Below are 16,116 nucleotides of genomic sequence, written 5' to 3' on the forward strand. Positions count from 1 at the left end.
TGATAGCTTTAGCATAAGGTCTTAATATCCACCAGCGAGGGGACACATGCGTATAGTTTCTTACTAAGTTCCTCGTCTGGCTGAGTAAGATCAGGGACCATGACAACCTTACATCCAGCAAGATATGCACTGGTCACGCCATTTGGCGAGTCCTCAACTGCCAGGCATCGCTGTGGTTCAAGGCCCAGTTGCTGACAAGCATAGGAATATATGTCAGGAGAAGGCTTTCCCTCTTTTACCATATCTGCACAGATTATCTTATCAAAATGATCAAAGAGGCCAAGGCGCGTGAGATACCCTTTTGTTCTCTCAAAGTCATTGGCTGTTGCAAGAGCTGTCAAAATGCCATTTTCCCGGAGCCATACTAGGATTTCCTTCGCACCCGGCTTAAGAGGGATCCCCTGCTCTTTTATCATATCTACAACTATGGCTTTCCTATACTCTCTTACTTCATTGTAGTCAAAGGCATCTCCAAACCACTTTTTAAACTGAAGCGGAGCAAAAGGGCGTCCTAGAGATCGCAGTTCAAGTGGCATCCACGGTTCGCACTTGTAACCAAAATGCTCAAGTGCCAAAGGCCAGGCCTTTTGGTAGAATTTTTCAGTATCTGTCAGTGTTCCATCAAGGTCAAATATACAGGCATCTACTACTTTTCCCAATTTTGTTCCTCGTTCCCATAATTATTTACTTCATTGAAAACAGGCCCTTCTACAGGCTGAATCTGCTCCTGCACCTGTCTCTTTGGAATAATTCCCTTCTTTATAAGGATTATTACCACGATCAGGAAGAGGCCATCTATAAATGTAGACTCGATGATAGACATAAACTCCACTTCAGTTGAAATAGTCTGAAATCCAAAACCATTAAGCCAAAAGATTGTAATATTGTTCAAAAAGTGCGCTGCACTTGAAGCCTCAAGGCCGTCTGTGATGTGGGCTACTGTACCCAAAAGAATCCCTGCTATGAATACTTCAATTACTCCGTATATGCTATATGGGTGGCCAGACGCAAAGATAACAGCCTGTATGATTATTGCAATTATGGCATTTCTGGTCCATCCTCCAACGGTCTGCATTATGAGTCCTCTAAACACGTACTCTTCTGCCATACACTGAAACAGCGTCAATGCTGTGCAAACTATAAATCCTAATACAGTAAATTTTATCTCTCCAGTATAATCTGCACCATAGATAGTAGATAAGGCGCATGGAAGAGCTACCGGCAATATTCCAACCAGAAGCATCTTCCCAAATAACTTTATATCAAATCCTGGACAAACACTTCCATATGTGGAAAACTTTCTATCCTTTACTATTAATGATGCCAGCAAGATCGCTGGAATAAACATCGCAATGCTGCCTAACATATATAGCGCACCTTCAGGTGAATAAACATCCATAGTATCGTATCCGCCTGTGATTATACCCATAGCATCCAAAAGAGTTATTCCATTGCAGATTTTGATCAGAAAGTAAAGCACTGCTAGTATCACACTCGCGCAGGTCTGGAAAAAGAATGCAAGCAATAATACCAGAATTGGCTTAAACCACTTATATCCCTCCATATCCCTTGTAAAAGTTGCATATCTTTTCATTAATCTCCTCCATACAAATACATTTCTTTTATATTTTATATTTTTGGCATAATCGCCTGAAAAAATATTTAGAATCCAAGATCATCGTTAACAAGGATTACATGTATTCTATCCTTGTGTCTGGAAAATCTAGTTATCAGAAACTGGCAGCATATTGTATCTGGAGATTTGCAGTTCATGCAAGCACCAGTCTTGGAGCAAGGGGTGCTAAGACCAAATCTCTGAGCATTTATTGGTGCTGCTACGTTTCTGGCCCTTTTCATAGCACCATCAATATCACCGCATATCTTATTCATTCCGACAATAAAAAGAACATGCTTGGGTCCTTGAGCTATCATGGATACTCTGTTTGAATTACCATCAATGTTTACAATAACACCATCGTCTGTCATTGCATTAGCACTAGATAAAAAGAAGTCTGCATCATAGCCTTTTAGCATGGCTTCTCTCTTCTCCTCAGGAGTTTTAGCAGTCTCCCTGTCGATAAATGTATAACTGCCATTTTTAATAGCTTCCACAAGGCCGATTTCATGAGCGCTCATGGTTCCGCCCATTGTTACGCTGCTGCCCTCTGGGATGATCTCAAGTGCCTTCTTAAGCGCCTCCTCTTTGGTTGCAGCATAATATCCAGTCATATTTCTGGATTCAAGCCCCTTTATAACCTTTTGTGCCAGTAACTCATTTCTCTTTACCATTGCCTCATTCATAGTCTGCCTCTCCTACATCTTTTTTTAAATTATCAGATTCCCTTAAAGCTCATAACAAATGTGAGTTTTTCATCCTTTGGAAGGAGGAATTCCGGATGGGTCTTGGATCCCCAGGTGTCATCTCCTGCAATACCCATCTGCATTGCACTGCAGCGAACAACGCTCTTGCAGAAGCGAGGAAGTTCAAATGGATGTTCTGCTGCCTCCAGCTCATCAGGAGTATATGGAAGTGCACTAAAGTTCATGGTATCAGGTGCTTCGAATAATAAGCCTCTTCCCTTGTAGTCTACAAGCTTAGCCCAGCGCACGCCGGTTCTGTTACCTGTTTCCTGAGGGCGGATGTAACTCTCCATAGCGTCCTCTACCTTGTACTCATAAATTCCAAGCTTAGCGCCCTTATTTCTGTCAACATAGTTTTCCTCAGGACCATTACCGTAGAATATAACTCTGTCAAAGTCTGCGTTGAACTTGAACATCATTCCAAACTCAGGCATCGGAGTAAGACCTTCTACTGGCTCATATTCCTCTTTTATCCATACTCTGCCATCACCTGTAACATTGTAGGTCAAAAGTACGCTGGATGCAGGTGTTGTAGGAAGGTAGTGCTTGAAGGTAATTGAAACGCTGCACTCATCCTCCTGAATAATAGGATATATTTTTCTGTCATCCCAGCTGCCATTTACATAACCTGTGCTGTCCTCAATAATAGGGAACGGACTGGAATAAAGGCTTGCTATTTTCCACTGGGCATATCTTGCAGGCATATTGTTGCCTCGGTCATTGTCTACAGGTGCTCTCCAGAAGTTTGGCTTTGGAATTGACTCAATAAGTTCTCTTCCTCCATAACGGTAAGATGTAATATTCCCTTTATCACGGTTAAAAAGTACAGAGAAGTGATTACCTTTAACTCCGATGTTGTAGTCGCCCTTAATGACTTTGAGTTCTCCACAGGCTATGCAGGTAGAAGCTGCTGTCTTGAAGACTCCCTGACCAAAAGCAACTTCATGACCTCTCTCTGCCCAAATTGTATCATCGCGAAGCCTGAATGAGACTGTTACACAATACTCATCAAGTGGGAATGGGCCATTTTCGTCGAATGGAGCTACTCCCATGACTGACATTTTTGCTCTGATAGCTTCCGGAAGCTCGTACTCTTTTTCAGAAAGAGGAGCAACATCTGTTGCCATGCGCTTTTCCAAGATTTTTACTCCATCTCTTTCTAATATAACAAAGCAGTCATACTCGCTTGTAGCTGTGAAAAGAGAGTTGTTTATTATCTTAACCTTATCCATATCCACCAAAACTCTGATGTTCTGGTAGTTGAATTTAACATCCTGCATCTTGGCATAGGACTTTCTCTGACCATCTACAATTCCGTTTCCGCTAAAGTTGTAGTCTGTTGGTCTCTCGCCATGGTCTCCACCGTAAGCCTGGAAATCTTCGCCGAATCGGTTCTTTTTCCTAATGGACTGATCTACATAATCCCATATAAATCCGCCCTGGTAGCGTGGTTCCCTGTCTGCAAGATCAGTGTATTTGAACATTGCTCCACAGGAATTTGCCATGGCATGGGTGTACTCACAACAGATAAATGGTTTCTCTGGGTGCTCAGACAGGAACTTCTCTATAGCTGTTACAGGAGGGTACATCTGGCTCTCCATGTCACTTGTATCGTTGTATGTTCTGTCGTGGCAGACTCCCTCATAGTGCACAAGTCTGTCTGTATCGAGCTTTCTAAATAGCTGTGACATTTCATAGGGCACTTTTCCACCGTGGGACTCATTACCAATAGACCATATCAGGACTGATGGGTGATTTTTATCAAGCTGATAGGTAGAATTAACCCTGTCCAGCATCACTTCCATGCAATTCTCCCTGCTGCCTGGGATTGCATATGGAATAGCAGGCTCATCTCCAAGATGTGACCAGCTGCCATGAGTCTCCATGTTGTTTTCTGCGATCATGTAAAGGCCATAGATGTCACAGAGCTCATAAATAGCTGCAGAGTTCTGATAATGGCTGGTTCTGATGGCATTTATATTGTTTCTCTTCATGTTGATGATATCAGCACGAGTTTCCTCGTAGGATACCACCCTTCCTGTATTGCAGGAGAATTCGTGACGGTTAACTCCCTTAAAGACAATTCTCTTGCCATTAATGAGCATAAGGCCATCCTTCATCTCAAAGCGTCTAAATCCAACATTCTGGCTCACTACTTCCTGAACATTGCCCTCTTTATCCACCATTTTGATGATAAGCTGGTAAAGCTGCGGATCCTCAGCACTCCAGAGTACCGGGTTATACACTTTCTCTTTTACCACATTAAGTGATACAACCGGGCCGTCAGAGTTGGCCTCATCTCCAATTACTGCACTGCCCTTTACTACCTGATGATTATTGCGGTACAGAGTATACTCAACATTTCCAGTTCCCTGAGTTTTAAATGTCAATTCAAGGTCCGCTTCTGAAAAGTCGTCGTTTAAAAGAGTTCTGATCTTGACATCTTCAAGGTGAGCAGCGGGAATAAGCTGCAGAAATACATTTCTATATATTCCAGAGAATCTAAAGAAATCCTGGTCCTCCATCCAGCTTGATGAGGTCCACTTAAATACCTGTACAGCAAGTTTATTAAGGCCTTCCTTGAGGTAAGGTGTAAGGTCAAACTCAGAAGGAGTAAAGGTATCCTCGCTATATCCCACATACTGGCCATTAAGCCAGAGGGCATAGCCGCTCTCAACTCCATCAAAAACTACATGAACATTCTGTCCATACCAGTTGGCAGGAAGATTAAAATACTTAACATAACTTCCTACTGGATTAAACTCCTCCGGAACCTGGCCAAGCTCTATTTTCTCGTGACCATCCCATGGATACTGAACGTTGATATATGCCGGGATATCATAGCCTTCCATCTGCATATGTGCTGGAACACGGATGTCATCCCAAAAATCGCAGTCATATTCCTCTTTTTCAAATCCAGGAACTACTGCTCTGTAATTCTTGGCATAGTGGAATTTCCATAATCCATTTAAAGATATTCTAAGGGATGTGTCCCCCTCTGAAAGCTCGTCCTCAGTGGCAAAGCTCACAAAATCGCCATGCGCTGGAAGTACATTATCCTTAAAAAATTCAGGATCAGCAATCTTTTTGTACTCAAATTCCTTCATTTAGTCTTCCTCCGTAATATAGGTAATGAAATGGTTACCATTTTCCTCAAAAAGCTTTTCTGAGTCATTCATTCCGTATTTATAAACTGTTCCTGTCTCAGGATTCATAAGAACAGTGTTAAGATCATTAAATCCTATGATGAGAACAGCGCTTCCATCGTTCATCATAGCCATAACCGGAATATCCTGATTAACATAATAGAGCATAGCTGACATAGGACATCCATCAAGATCCAGTATCCTTGCATCCGGAAGAGACGAAGCAAGTATCTGTCCAGCGCCTTCTCCTGCCTGTAAAAGAGTTTGAACATTTCTGTTCACTCCCTCAAAAGTAAGGATAAGATTCAGGCAGACAGCTACAGGATCCTCGGAGGTCATATTCTCATAGTTCTCGGCTGTTCTTGTTATAGACATGATCTGGTTGGATCTAAGCAGATTTCCCTTGTACCATACATATCTGTTATCATCTCCAACTACTACTGCAGGCGCCGCATAAGCAACATTTACAGCATCTGCAGGATCACTGTATACTCCATTTAGTCCCATGAGGCCATATACATAGTAAAATGGCTTCTCGCTCTGGTCTCTCTCTGACTCTATTACTACGTTCCTGTCTCCCTCAAATAATGTCTGGGCCGGAGTCAAGACTCGTATCTGCTTGGTCTTTATCTCGCTCTTGGCAGCTATCTGAACTATCTTTTCATATATATCAACAGAAACTACAGAAACCACGTTGCTGCCACTTTCAGCCTTAAGTGTGCTCATGATCTGGTCGTCATAGGTGCTGACATACTTGCCTGATTCCTCTTCCTTGACAACTCTGGTCATCCTGATCTGATTGTCACTTATAGAAACATCTGTGACATAGATTCCTTCCGGATGATAGTTCTCTAATATATTTCCATCTCCGTCCTGAATCTTTATGTTGTACATAGCATAAACAGGATTGCCCATCTGATCCATCAGAACATCTGACTCATGAGCAAGACCAAATACCATGTCCTCTCCCATAAATCCAAGAACACGTATAAAGTCTCCATCATCTGCAGCAACCTCAGAAATAGTCTTGGTTCCAAGATTCATCATCTTAAGGCTCTTTAGATCATCGCTCTGCCATGCAATTGTACTCATGGACTCGGAAATCTTGTACTCACCTGCGCCAATTCCATCCACAACCATAGTCCAGGTTCTGTCATTTAAATCTATGGCATAAATGTTCTGATCCAGCATTACATAAAAGACATCACTGGTATTGGCATACACTATTGTTTCCACATATTCCATGAGAATCTGTGGGTCACTTGTACTCTTTATAAAAGCCTGCTCTTCAACGGCATTAATGCTGGCATTATAGTCGTAAACAGCAATTCCAACCTGGCCTTCATGTGCTCCCCGGTTCATATAACCGGCAACTGCAAATTTAACATTTCCTGCTTCATCAACTCTAAGGATTTTTATGGTATTGCGATCCCATCTGGTTCTGATATCATCGTTCTTGTCATCATAAAAGCCAAAGAGATATGCCAGCTTGTTTTCTGAATTGTTGAGCATATAAAGCCTGTTCTCGCTGACAAAGGCAAAAGCACTACCACTGCTACTCTCAACAAGCTGCAATTCCGGGTCTGAAATGCTAAGTCCAATAACATTCTTGGTTATTGAAAAAGCATTGGTGTCAAAAATGTAATTCATAGTCCTCTCAAAATTGAGAAGATAAATTCTGTCTGAAGTGTATCTTACCCTGTAGGCTTCGCACACATTATAGCTCTTGTTAACAGCACCTTCCTTGATATTAACCCTATACTGCAGATAAAAACTGCCTGTCTGGCCATGGATATCTGTGACGTATATATCTGGTTCTGTGTGCTCGGTAATGTCGAGATCTCCCCAGGTTACCTGGTTAAAGCTGCTGTGAATATTTACTTTGTTAAAAGAGGTGTTATCACCCTCAGAATTGGATTCAAGGTATTTTGAGTACTCTGAAGCTATTTCTTTGTCAAAGGTAGCATTTGAGAAGTTTCTTACAAAATCTATCTCGTCGTCCATGTGATATCTACTCTCATCGCCTGTCCACACGATTCTGCTATAGTATCTGGCAGTTCCGCTCTCTGTGTCCATGAGCATTACCAGCATGTACTCTTTTCCTGAAGTTATCAGGTCCTTTAGCTGGAAGGAGCCTGTAATTGCATCAGCGCTTTCCTTGTAGTCCTGAAGATTTGTATTCTCTACAAGTCCCACGCCATCTATATTCCTGACCTCAAAGCGAAGATTTGTAATATTTCTTCCATAGGTTCGTATCTTAAAAGTTACGTCTCTGTTACTTCCGATAGGGAGGATCGTTCCCCTCAAATGGCTGATGTCCATTTCATCTGTATAGCCATGAAGCGGATTTATCTCCTTGTAATTGCTAAGGAAAGACACTGTAGGCAGAGTTGCCTCAGACATCTGTGCTGTCATATCAGCATTATCATCGCCTGAAAGCCTGCTAATGACAAAAATAGCGATAACAAAGACCAATATAGCGTATATTATTTTAATAATGGTTAGTTTAACTGATTTTCCCTGCATAATTGACTTTCAATTTGAATAATAGTAAGATTTTGATAATACAATTTAGGTTGTTTACTGTTTTCTCACAAAGGAGTTAATATGGAGCATCCAATCTTGTACCGCAGACGATTCATTCCAGATGAATGTGTCCAGCTAAAGGACGATGTAATCCTGGAATGTAACGATAAAATAATCATAACCAAGTGGAAAACTCTTCATGACAGATGTGATCTGTCTAGCGGTTATTCCTGCTATTATCTTGATCGCGGTGTTAAGGTCAGCAAATTCCTAAAAGCCGATGGCTCTCTTTTGTGCTGGTACTGCGATATCATCACCTCAGAATATGATCCTGAGAAAAATTCCCTGCTCGTAATTGATCTTCTTGCTGATGTAAAAATATATCCCGATGGCCGTCAACGCGTAGTGGACCTGGATGAGCTCTCAGAGGCCTTCGAAAAAGGGCTTATAGATGAGACTCTTCTTAAAAAGAGCCTGCTCTCACTGAACAAGCTCCTTAATGATCTGTACGAACACGGCATATTACAACTGGCAGAGCCCATAGAAGAGCTTATCGCCAAGGGCCTTTGATTTAATAAAATACATGTCCACCTATATTGATTCCAGTAAGTCCCGGAACCGGGGTTCTAAAGTATACGCAGTTTCCTACATTTGAATATCCACTCATTGCTTCATCAGCAGCCTGATAGCAGGATGCTGTTGCCTTGCCTTCTGCAAGTGCAAGAGCAAGTCTTCCACTTCCCACGGGTGAAAACTGCTTGTTCTGGTATATTACTCCCACAACTGTATCTGGATACACTGAACTTAAGACTCTGTTGATAACTACTGCACCAACAGCGACCTTTCCCTCATAGGGCTCAGAACCCGCCTCACAATAAATAAGATTCGCCAAAAGATATCTATCACCCTCGGCAAATGTAACCTCAGAAATGTTTCTCCAGGAGGAGGATGCTGCAAGCTTGGACAGACGCATTTCTTCTGCAAGCTTGGCTTCAAGACTCTTGATATCGGCGTCCTGAGCCTTTATCTGGTCTTCCAAGGCCTGTGCCTTGGCTTCTGCATCAGAAATATCATTGGCATACTGCTTGATACTGCCTGATGTCTGATTAACAAGGCCTGAAACTCTGCTCTGTTCAGCCTGTGCCTGAACCTTATACTCATCAAGTTGTTTCTTTTCCTCTTCCAGAGTTGCTTCCTTAGCCTCTATGCTCTTTCTGGTCTCGATGTATTTAAGAAACATCTTTCTGTCATAGGCTGAGAGCTGCTCAATATAATTATTCTGATTGAGGAAATCTGCAAAACTTCCCGATCCAAAGAGCATCTCGATAAGGACAAAATTCTGCTTTTCATAAATGAACTGCACTCTCTTTTTCATGGAAGCATACTGAGTTTCCTCAGTTTTTCTGGCAACTTCCAGTTCTGCAAGAGTGTTCTCTATTTCTGTTTCTTTGTTATCAATCTGTTCTTCCAGGTTCTCCAGGTTATTACTTACTTCTGTCAGCTGAGTGTTCAGAGTATTTAATTGACCCTGAAGCGAGGATTTCTCCTCATTCATTTCAGCTATGTTGTCCTTGGTGTCATTTAAGTCACTTTCGGATTGTTTCTTTTTCTCCTTGGCCTCCTCCAGCTGTTTCCTGGTGGATTCCGTAGCATTTACTGTAACAACCGGAACAGATAAAAAGCATATAACAAAGGCACACAAAAGCGCTATAGAACGCCTTGATGACTTCCTAAATATTGAGTTTATTCCTAGTTCCCCCACATTTTTCATAGTCTGATCAAATTGTTATCTTAATATTTCTGCCACTAGGCTGGTACTGATAATATCTGACTCCTGCCGCATCGAACATTTTCTTGGATGCTCTGGTGCTGGCTGAGGTGCCATATTTGTCGCTATCATACACAACGGTGCGGATTCCGGCCTGGATTATGGCCTTGGCACACTCATTACAAGGGAAAAGAGATACATATATCTTGGCACCTACAAGGCTTCCACCTCTGTAATTGAGGATCGCATTGAGCTCACTATGTGTCACAAAAGGATACTTGGTGGAAAGTTCGTCCTCGCCATCCCTTTCCCATGGAAACTCTTCATCAGAACAGCCCTTAGGAAAGCCATTATATCCCATAGAGAGTATGTTGTTGTCTTCACTCACGATGCAACTTCCAACCTGAGTGTTGGGGTCCTTGGATCTCATGGCAGCAAGCTTGGCAACTCCCATAAAATATTCATCCCAGGATATATAGTCTTCTCTTTTCATATGTCCTCCGTTGTGATTATATACTCCGTGATATACGGATTGCTCCGTGTTGTGAACAAAATACGCATTAATATGCTCCGTGATATACGGATTGCTCCGCGTTGTGAACAAAATACGCATGTCTCCGCTTCGCTCTCAACATGCTACATCAATTCGGAAATCGACATACTCATTCCATTCGTATGTCTTTTTTCCTCATCGATGTTTTGTCTTCAAAGTTACAAATATATACATGCAAGCATGTATATTTGTAACCTTGAATCCTTATTTTGTTCCGAAGATTCTATCACCGGCGTCTCCGAGACCTGGTACGATGTAGCCGTGGTCGTTGAGCTGCTCGTCAAGTGATCCTACATAGATATCTACGTCAGGATGTGCCTCCTGCATAGCCTTAAGTCCCTCTGGTGCTGCGATAATGCACAGGAAGTGGATGTGCTTGCAACCTCTGTCCTTGAGCATCTGGATAGCAGCGATAGATGAACCACCTGTAGCCAGCATAGGATCAACAACGAAAATTTCTCTATCAGCAACGTCTGCTGGCATCTTGCAGTAATACTCAACAGGCTTAAGTGTTTCAGGGTCTCTGTAAAGTCCGATATGACCTACCTTGGCAGCTGGGATAAGTGCAAGCATTCCGTCTACCATTCCAAGACCAGCTCTTAAAATAGGTACTACACAGAGTTTTCTGCCCTTAAGCTCTTTTACAGTTGTCTTGCAGATAGGGGTCTCAATCTCTACATCCTGAAGCTGAAGATCTCTTGTAGCTTCATAACAGATAAGTGTTGCTATCTCGCTGATAGTGTCTCTGAAATCCTTTGTACCTGTATCAATCCTTCTGATGTATCCTATCTTGTGCTGAATAAGTGGATGTTCCATAATAACTACTTTTGCCATACTGTCCTCCTAAAACGCTCTATATTTGAATTTTTATTTATGTGCTAATGTTTGTTCTGAGATTATTTCTCAAGTTCCGAAATCTTTGAAATTCTGCGGCTATGCTTCTCAAGCCCTGAAAATGGTGTATCAAGGAATGTATCAACAATCTCGTTGGCAAGAACAGGTCCTACAAATCCGCCGCCCATAGCAAGAACGTTAGCATCATTGTGCTCTCTTGTAAGTCTTGCTGTTGATACTTCTGAGCAAAGGGCACATCTTATGCCCTTTATCTTATTGGCTACGATTGAAATGCCGATTCCTGTTGTGCAGATCACGATGCCTTTTTCACACTGGCCATCAGCTACTGCTCTTGCTGCCTGTGCTCCAAAATCTGGATAATCGCAGGAATTAAGGTCATAGGTTCCAAAGTCCTTAAATTCAAGACCTCTTTCCTGTAGATGCTTCTTGACTGATTCCTTAAGTTCGAATCCGCCGTGATCACTTGCTAATGCTATCATTTTATTCACCTCACACTTTATAATTATACCGCAAAAAAGGCAATCACAATACTATGATGTGATGCCCTGCTGCTTTTAATAACCTATTCATGATTGCCTGGCCAATACCACTATCATCAAAGCTTTCTGAGAACATAACATCCACATTCTCATCATCAAACTCTCTTAAAACCTTAAAGAGTTCATGGGCTATTGTGCTCTCATCTTCTCTGTTCCCAACGCTTTTTACTATATGTGCCTGATAAAGAGATTTCGTTTCATCTGTAGCAATTACGCCAACTCGCTTGCCAGAAGCCTCTGCCTCTTTAGTCTTGCCGTTTATATAGTCTACCACCTGCGATTGACTTCCCTGGACGATCATAAGATCTCCCTTAGGAGCATAATGCCTGTATTTCATGCCAGGAGCCTTGGGACGCTCTGTTGATGAGCTGTCAATAATGGTCTTGTCAATACTGATCTCTCCTAGTACATCCTCAAGCATCTTAGCTGTGATGTATCCAGGACGAAGGATCATGGGAACCTGACTTGTAAGATCAACAATAGTTGATTCAAGGCCAATTCCTACTTGTCCGCCATCTATTATCATTTCTATCTTGCCTGAAAGATCCTCAACACAGTATCTTGCAACTGTAGGACTGGGTCTTCCTGATGTATTGGCGGAAGGAGCTGCTATATAGCCTCCTGACTGTCTGATAAGTTCAAGGGCTATTTCGTTATTGGGCATTCTGATTGCCACTGTATCAAGGCCGCCTGTTGTTTCATAAGGCACCTTTTCGTTTTTATTCATGATCATTGTCAGAGGACCTGGCCAAAACGCGTCAGCAAGCTTCCTTGCTGCATCCGGCACCTCTTGCACAATAGCCGCCAGATCATCCATATTTGCAACATGCACAATAAGTGGGTTATCGGATGGTCTTCCCTTGGCTGCATATATTTTCTTGGAAGACATTGGATTTAATGCATCGCCTCCAAGACCGTAAACAGTTTCTGTCGGGAAAGCTACAAGTCCGCCATCCCTTATGATCTTACCAGCTCTTTTAAGATTGTCCCTGGCCTTTTCATCTATATTTTTTTCTTCTATTACTACTACTTCTGTTTCCACTTCTTATCCCTCGATATACGCTGAAATTACATCCCAAACATCTGATGTTTCCATTCCAAGAGACCACTCTGCAATACCAGCTATGTTCTGAGCCTTCATAGCATCGATTTTCTGACCGATTGAAGCGGCATCCTCAACCCATATCTGGTTAATGGTTCCATCTGCTCCTGTATATTCGCCATAGTTCTGGCCAGCTTCTGCATCCCAGGTCAGACTAATGCTGTGATTGGCGACATAGTCGTTTGCTACCTTCATTGACACCGCCTCACTAGAAAGAGTTCCATTTGAAGTATGCCAAATTCTGGTATAGAAAGGAACTGCATTGATAACCTTGGATGGATCAACCTTGGCCACAGTGTTCAAAAGTCCATTTTCCACATAGCTAAGAGATGCTACACTTCCTGCCTCAGCAGATCCGGCATAGTGCTCGTCATATCCCATAATAATGACGTAGTCTGCAACTATGCCCTGCTCTCCAATTTTGTAGTGATCATTGAAATTCATGGGAACATAGTTGTCTATTGAATAAACAAGGCCATTTTGTCTGCATGCGATAGATAGTTCTCTTACAAACTCAACATATGACTGACCATCTTCTGAACTGATAGTTTCAAAGTCAAGATTAATGCCGTCAACCTCATGCTGGGCAGCCAGGCTCATAAGCTGGTCAATCGCATTTTTTCTGCTGGAATAGTGCGATAAAAACTCCGATGTGGAAAATTCTCCTGAACCTGTAAAATTATCCACAAGAGCCCATACTTCTATTCCCTTCTCATGGGCAGCTCTAGTATAAGCGGTTGAGCCAATTGATGCAATATCTCCATTGCTGGAATTAAGCTTGTACCATGTTGGAGAAATAACGTTAAGGCTCTTAGTTCCTGCAACATAGGATGAAAAGGTATCATTACCAGCAGCTCCTCCTATATTGTGGAAGCCAAGGTTGATCTTGTGATCTCTCCTGATACTGGTGTACTCCTCCGGAACATAGTCAGTAACCGGAATAGGACTCTTAGATGCTACATCTGAAAGTCTCTTATTCTCTACATATCCTATGTAAGAGTCAGCTGTCTTGACCTTACTCCAGTTCTCCAGTTCCTCCAGGACAACTACCTCATCTCCCTTGGATAAATCTTCCAGAATTTCGCTCTTAACACCGCCTCTTAATCTAAGCTCTGTATTCTTATTAATAGTAGCTACTGTCTCATCATCCCAGCTTGTTGTAAGCTGCATGTGGTTAGGCTCTGTAAATCCTTCGTAAAAGAAATTTGTGTACTTTTTGATGTAATCAAGTGCCACAATAAGGATTTCTTCTCCATTATTCTGAGTTGTTCTGGATATTACATATCCCTCATCTGCGGATTCCCCATTGGAATCTGTCCAGGTTGAAGTTCCCACCTCTGACATGAAGACCTTAGTTGCTGTAGTATAGAATAATGTATTGTCTGCTATTCCATAGTAAAATCTGTCATTTAAATATTTCTGAACAGAAGCAAAATCCATATAATAATGGCCATCTATAAGATAGGCCCTCTCTTCTATCCTCTCATTGCCCAGAATAATAGCAACGTCTGTATCATCTTTTATATCAAAATAGCTGTCTAAATCTGCACGTTCAGTGCTATAGGAATAATGCTGATAGAGAATCTGCCCAGCATAAATTCCTCCTATAATAAAAATAAGGGCGATTATAATAATCGCCGGAATCACTTTCTTTTTCATGTTCTAGCTCCTTTACAATCGCCCTTTATTATAACAGACTATTAAGTTTACGTCATTATCAAAGTACTGGTGAAAAACACTGCTGCAAGCTGTATATGTCAAGGCGGGGTCCTCTCAAATATATTCTTGAAAAACTGTATTAATGCAATTACTTGAAGTTGATAGTTTTTACCCACTTTTATAACTCGAAATTGTGTCATCTTTGGAACCAAAAGGTTCTATACATGTGATAAATTCTCCAAAATGTGCTTTGATGACACTTTTTCTTTTGACGTATATTAATATTATGAGGCGCCACAATCCAAGTCCATGTCTTTTGATGCGTGTCGTCGCACCAAATATGGTATAATAGTATTAGGAAAATACTACAAATTGTCTATGCGTTATTTGTTGTGAAATTAATTTAAGAAACTTAAACCGAAAAATCTTAGTAAGACATTCCACAATCATGTGGAACAATGAATTAAAGAAAAAACCGATTTTGTTTCTGAAAGCTCGCCTCCTTCCCGGACTATAATCTGGGGCAGGCGCCTCACAAAAAATATAATATCAGGAAATTCTTAAGATTTACCATCGAAATTTCTTAAGATTTTATGTATATCAAATATTCGTTTCTTTATTAACCATCATACGCATAAACCTCTGGTAGCTTGTATCAAATTTAATTTTTTTATAAAATATGACGATACATGTATTGACATAGAATACCGTTTAAATTAGTATCTATGTATTCCAAAGTCAGGAGGTAAGCATCATGAAAATTGAAAAAGTCAATGATCATCAAATTAGATGCACACTTACCAAAGATGACCTTGCGAAGCGCGACCTTAAGATTACAGAGCTTGCATATGGAACTGATAAGGCTAAAGAGCTTTTCCAGGACATGATGCAGCAAGCGAATTTACAATATGGCTTTGATGCTGAGGATACTCCTCTTATGATCGAGGCAATTCCCATCAACTCTGAATGTATTGTTCTTGTCATCACCAAGGTAGACGATCCGGAAGAGTTGGACACTCGTTTTTCCAACTTTGCTCCTTCAGTTCATGAGGAAGATGAAGAAGATGAATACGACTACGATGAAGATGAGGAATACGAGGAGGACGACGAGGACGAGGATGTAATGGGTCTTTTCAAGAGACTCCAGCGCAGCAATTTGAATGACTCTCTTGAGTCAGCAATGAGCAGTCCTTTTTCAGATTCAAAGAAGCTTAAGGAAAAAACTACTAACCCCAAGAAGAAGGAAACTCCGGGAAGAAAGGGTTCCAGAATCTTCTCATTTGATTCACTTCACGAGGTTACTAGATTCGCTGCTATCGTAAGTAGGAAATTCGATGGTATCAATACCCTGTACAAGAATGAAGTAAATGGTAAGTTTTATCTGATACTTCACCAGGGCAATCTGGAAGATAATGTATTTGCAAATATCTGCTCTCTTCTTACAGAATATGGTAAGACTGAGGTTGGTTCTACTGCTGAAGAGCAGTATCTTGCAGAGCACTACACTACTCTGGTCAAGGACAATGCAGTACAGGCACTTTCCAGAATTTAATATGCATCTACAGGCAGGAGACAATTTGTCTCCTGTTTTTTTATTTTTTATAGAA

General features: G+C 41.5%; 13 protein-coding genes. 2 read left to right on the forward strand and 11 right to left on the reverse strand.

Features of this window, described 5'->3' with window-relative positions:
- Positions 1-8: 8 nt before the first annotated feature.
- The 5 genes from BLO53_RS12245 to BLO53_RS12265 form a co-directional block, all read right to left on the reverse strand.
- Positions 9-659: an HAD family hydrolase gene (locus BLO53_RS12245; RefSeq protein ID WP_092062048.1), complete on the reverse strand. Its 651-nt coding sequence runs from the start codon at positions 657-659 to the stop codon at positions 9-11.
- Positions 647-1,594 carry a CPBP family intramembrane glutamic endopeptidase gene (locus BLO53_RS12250; protein ID WP_092062051.1) on the reverse strand — a complete coding sequence of 316 codons (948 nt, stop codon included), beginning with the start codon at positions 1,592-1,594 and terminating at the stop codon, positions 647-649. The genes BLO53_RS12245 and BLO53_RS12250 overlap by 13 nt, the downstream gene beginning before the upstream one ends.
- A gap of 68 nt (positions 1,595-1,662) precedes the next feature.
- Positions 1,663-2,301, reverse strand: a complete 639-nt coding sequence (locus tag BLO53_RS12255; RefSeq protein ID WP_092062055.1) for a lactate utilization protein — start codon at positions 2,299-2,301, stop codon at positions 1,663-1,665.
- 32 nt (positions 2,302-2,333) lie between these two features.
- Positions 2,334-5,468, reverse strand: a complete 3,135-nt coding sequence (locus tag BLO53_RS12260) for a glycoside hydrolase family 2 TIM barrel-domain containing protein (RefSeq protein WP_092062058.1) — start codon at positions 5,466-5,468, stop codon at positions 2,334-2,336.
- The gene (locus BLO53_RS12265; protein ID WP_092062060.1) at positions 5,469-8,033 is read right to left on the reverse strand and encodes a hypothetical protein; all 2,565 of its coding nucleotides are present in this window, start codon (positions 8,031-8,033) and stop codon (positions 5,469-5,471) included.
- 81 nt (positions 8,034-8,114) lie between these two features.
- On the opposite strand from BLO53_RS12265, the gene BLO53_RS12270 reads away from it, so the two are divergent.
- Positions 8,115-8,603, forward strand: coding sequence for a DUF402 domain-containing protein (locus BLO53_RS12270; RefSeq protein WP_092062063.1), 489 nt, complete (start codon positions 8,115-8,117; stop codon positions 8,601-8,603).
- Between the two features lies 1 nt (position 8,604).
- On the opposite strand, the gene BLO53_RS12275 is transcribed toward BLO53_RS12270, so the two are convergent.
- From BLO53_RS12275 to BLO53_RS12300, 6 genes are all read right to left on the reverse strand, one after another.
- Positions 8,605-9,804, reverse strand: coding sequence for a cell wall hydrolase (locus BLO53_RS12275; RefSeq protein WP_092062067.1), 1,200 nt, complete (start codon positions 9,802-9,804; stop codon positions 8,605-8,607).
- Positions 9,805-9,811: 7 nt separating this feature from the next.
- Positions 9,812-10,294 (reverse strand): deoxycytidylate deaminase, encoded by a 483-nt coding sequence (locus tag BLO53_RS12280; RefSeq protein ID WP_026489962.1) that lies wholly within the window; start codon positions 10,292-10,294, stop codon positions 9,812-9,814.
- Positions 10,295-10,558: 264 nt separating this feature from the next.
- Positions 10,559-11,188: a uracil phosphoribosyltransferase gene (gene upp, locus BLO53_RS12285; RefSeq protein WP_026489963.1), complete on the reverse strand. Its 630-nt coding sequence runs from the start codon at positions 11,186-11,188 to the stop codon at positions 10,559-10,561.
- 62 nt (positions 11,189-11,250) lie between these two features.
- Entirely contained in the window at positions 11,251-11,688 is a 438-nt protein-coding gene (gene rpiB / locus BLO53_RS12290; RefSeq protein ID WP_092062070.1) for a ribose 5-phosphate isomerase B, read from the reverse strand.
- Positions 11,689-11,731: 43 nt separating this feature from the next.
- A complete protein-coding gene (locus BLO53_RS12295; RefSeq protein WP_092062073.1) occupies positions 11,732-12,790 on the reverse strand; it encodes an L-threonylcarbamoyladenylate synthase in 1,059 nt (352 codons plus the stop codon).
- A 3-nt stretch (positions 12,791-12,793) separates the two neighbouring features.
- A complete protein-coding gene (locus BLO53_RS12300; RefSeq protein WP_092062076.1) occupies positions 12,794-14,509 on the reverse strand; it encodes a glycosyl hydrolase family 18 protein in 1,716 nt (571 codons plus the stop codon).
- 754 nt (positions 14,510-15,263) lie between these two features.
- Here BLO53_RS12300 and BLO53_RS12305 point away from each other — a divergent pair.
- Positions 15,264-16,061: an adaptor protein MecA gene (locus BLO53_RS12305; RefSeq protein ID WP_092062079.1), complete on the forward strand. Its 798-nt coding sequence runs from the start codon at positions 15,264-15,266 to the stop codon at positions 16,059-16,061.
- Positions 16,062-16,116 lie beyond the last annotated feature (55 nt).

It is taken from the genome of Butyrivibrio sp. INlla14 (genome assembly GCF_900102515.1).
Lineage (GTDB): Bacteria > Bacillota > Clostridia > Lachnospirales > Lachnospiraceae > Butyrivibrio.

What these genes read in the sequence shown, in the direction of transcription:
- BLO53_RS12250 (WP_092062051.1), bottom strand. Translation starts at nt 1,594, where the DNA reads ATGAAAAGATATGCAACTTTTACAAGGGATATGGAGGGATATAAGTGG.
- BLO53_RS12255 (WP_092062055.1), bottom strand. Translation starts at nt 2,301, where the DNA reads ATGAATGAGGCAATGGTAAAGAGAAATGAGTTACTGGCACAAAAGGTT.
- BLO53_RS12260 (WP_092062058.1), bottom strand. Translation starts at nt 5,468, where the DNA reads ATGAAGGAATTTGAGTACAAAAAGATTGCTGATCCTGAATTTTTTAAG.
- BLO53_RS12265 (WP_092062060.1), bottom strand. Translation starts at nt 8,033, where the DNA reads ATGCAGGGAAAATCAGTTAAACTAACCATTATTAAAATAATATACGCT.
- BLO53_RS12270 (WP_092062063.1), top strand. Translation starts at nt 8,115, where the DNA reads ATGGAGCATCCAATCTTGTACCGCAGACGATTCATTCCAGATGAATGT.
- BLO53_RS12275 (WP_092062067.1), bottom strand. Translation starts at nt 9,804, where the DNA reads ATGAAAAATGTGGGGGAACTAGGAATAAACTCAATATTTAGGAAGTCA.
- BLO53_RS12280 (WP_026489962.1), bottom strand. Translation starts at nt 10,294, where the DNA reads ATGAAAAGAGAAGACTATATATCCTGGGATGAATATTTTATGGGAGTT.
- upp (WP_026489963.1), bottom strand. Translation starts at nt 11,188, where the DNA reads ATGGCAAAAGTAGTTATTATGGAACATCCACTTATTCAGCACAAGATA.
- rpiB (WP_092062070.1), bottom strand. Translation starts at nt 11,688, where the DNA reads ATGATAGCATTAGCAAGTGATCACGGCGGATTCGAACTTAAGGAATCA.
- BLO53_RS12300 (WP_092062076.1), bottom strand. Translation starts at nt 14,509, where the DNA reads ATGAAAAAGAAAGTGATTCCGGCGATTATTATAATCGCCCTTATTTTT.
- BLO53_RS12305 (WP_092062079.1), top strand. Translation starts at nt 15,264, where the DNA reads ATGAAAATTGAAAAAGTCAATGATCATCAAATTAGATGCACACTTACC.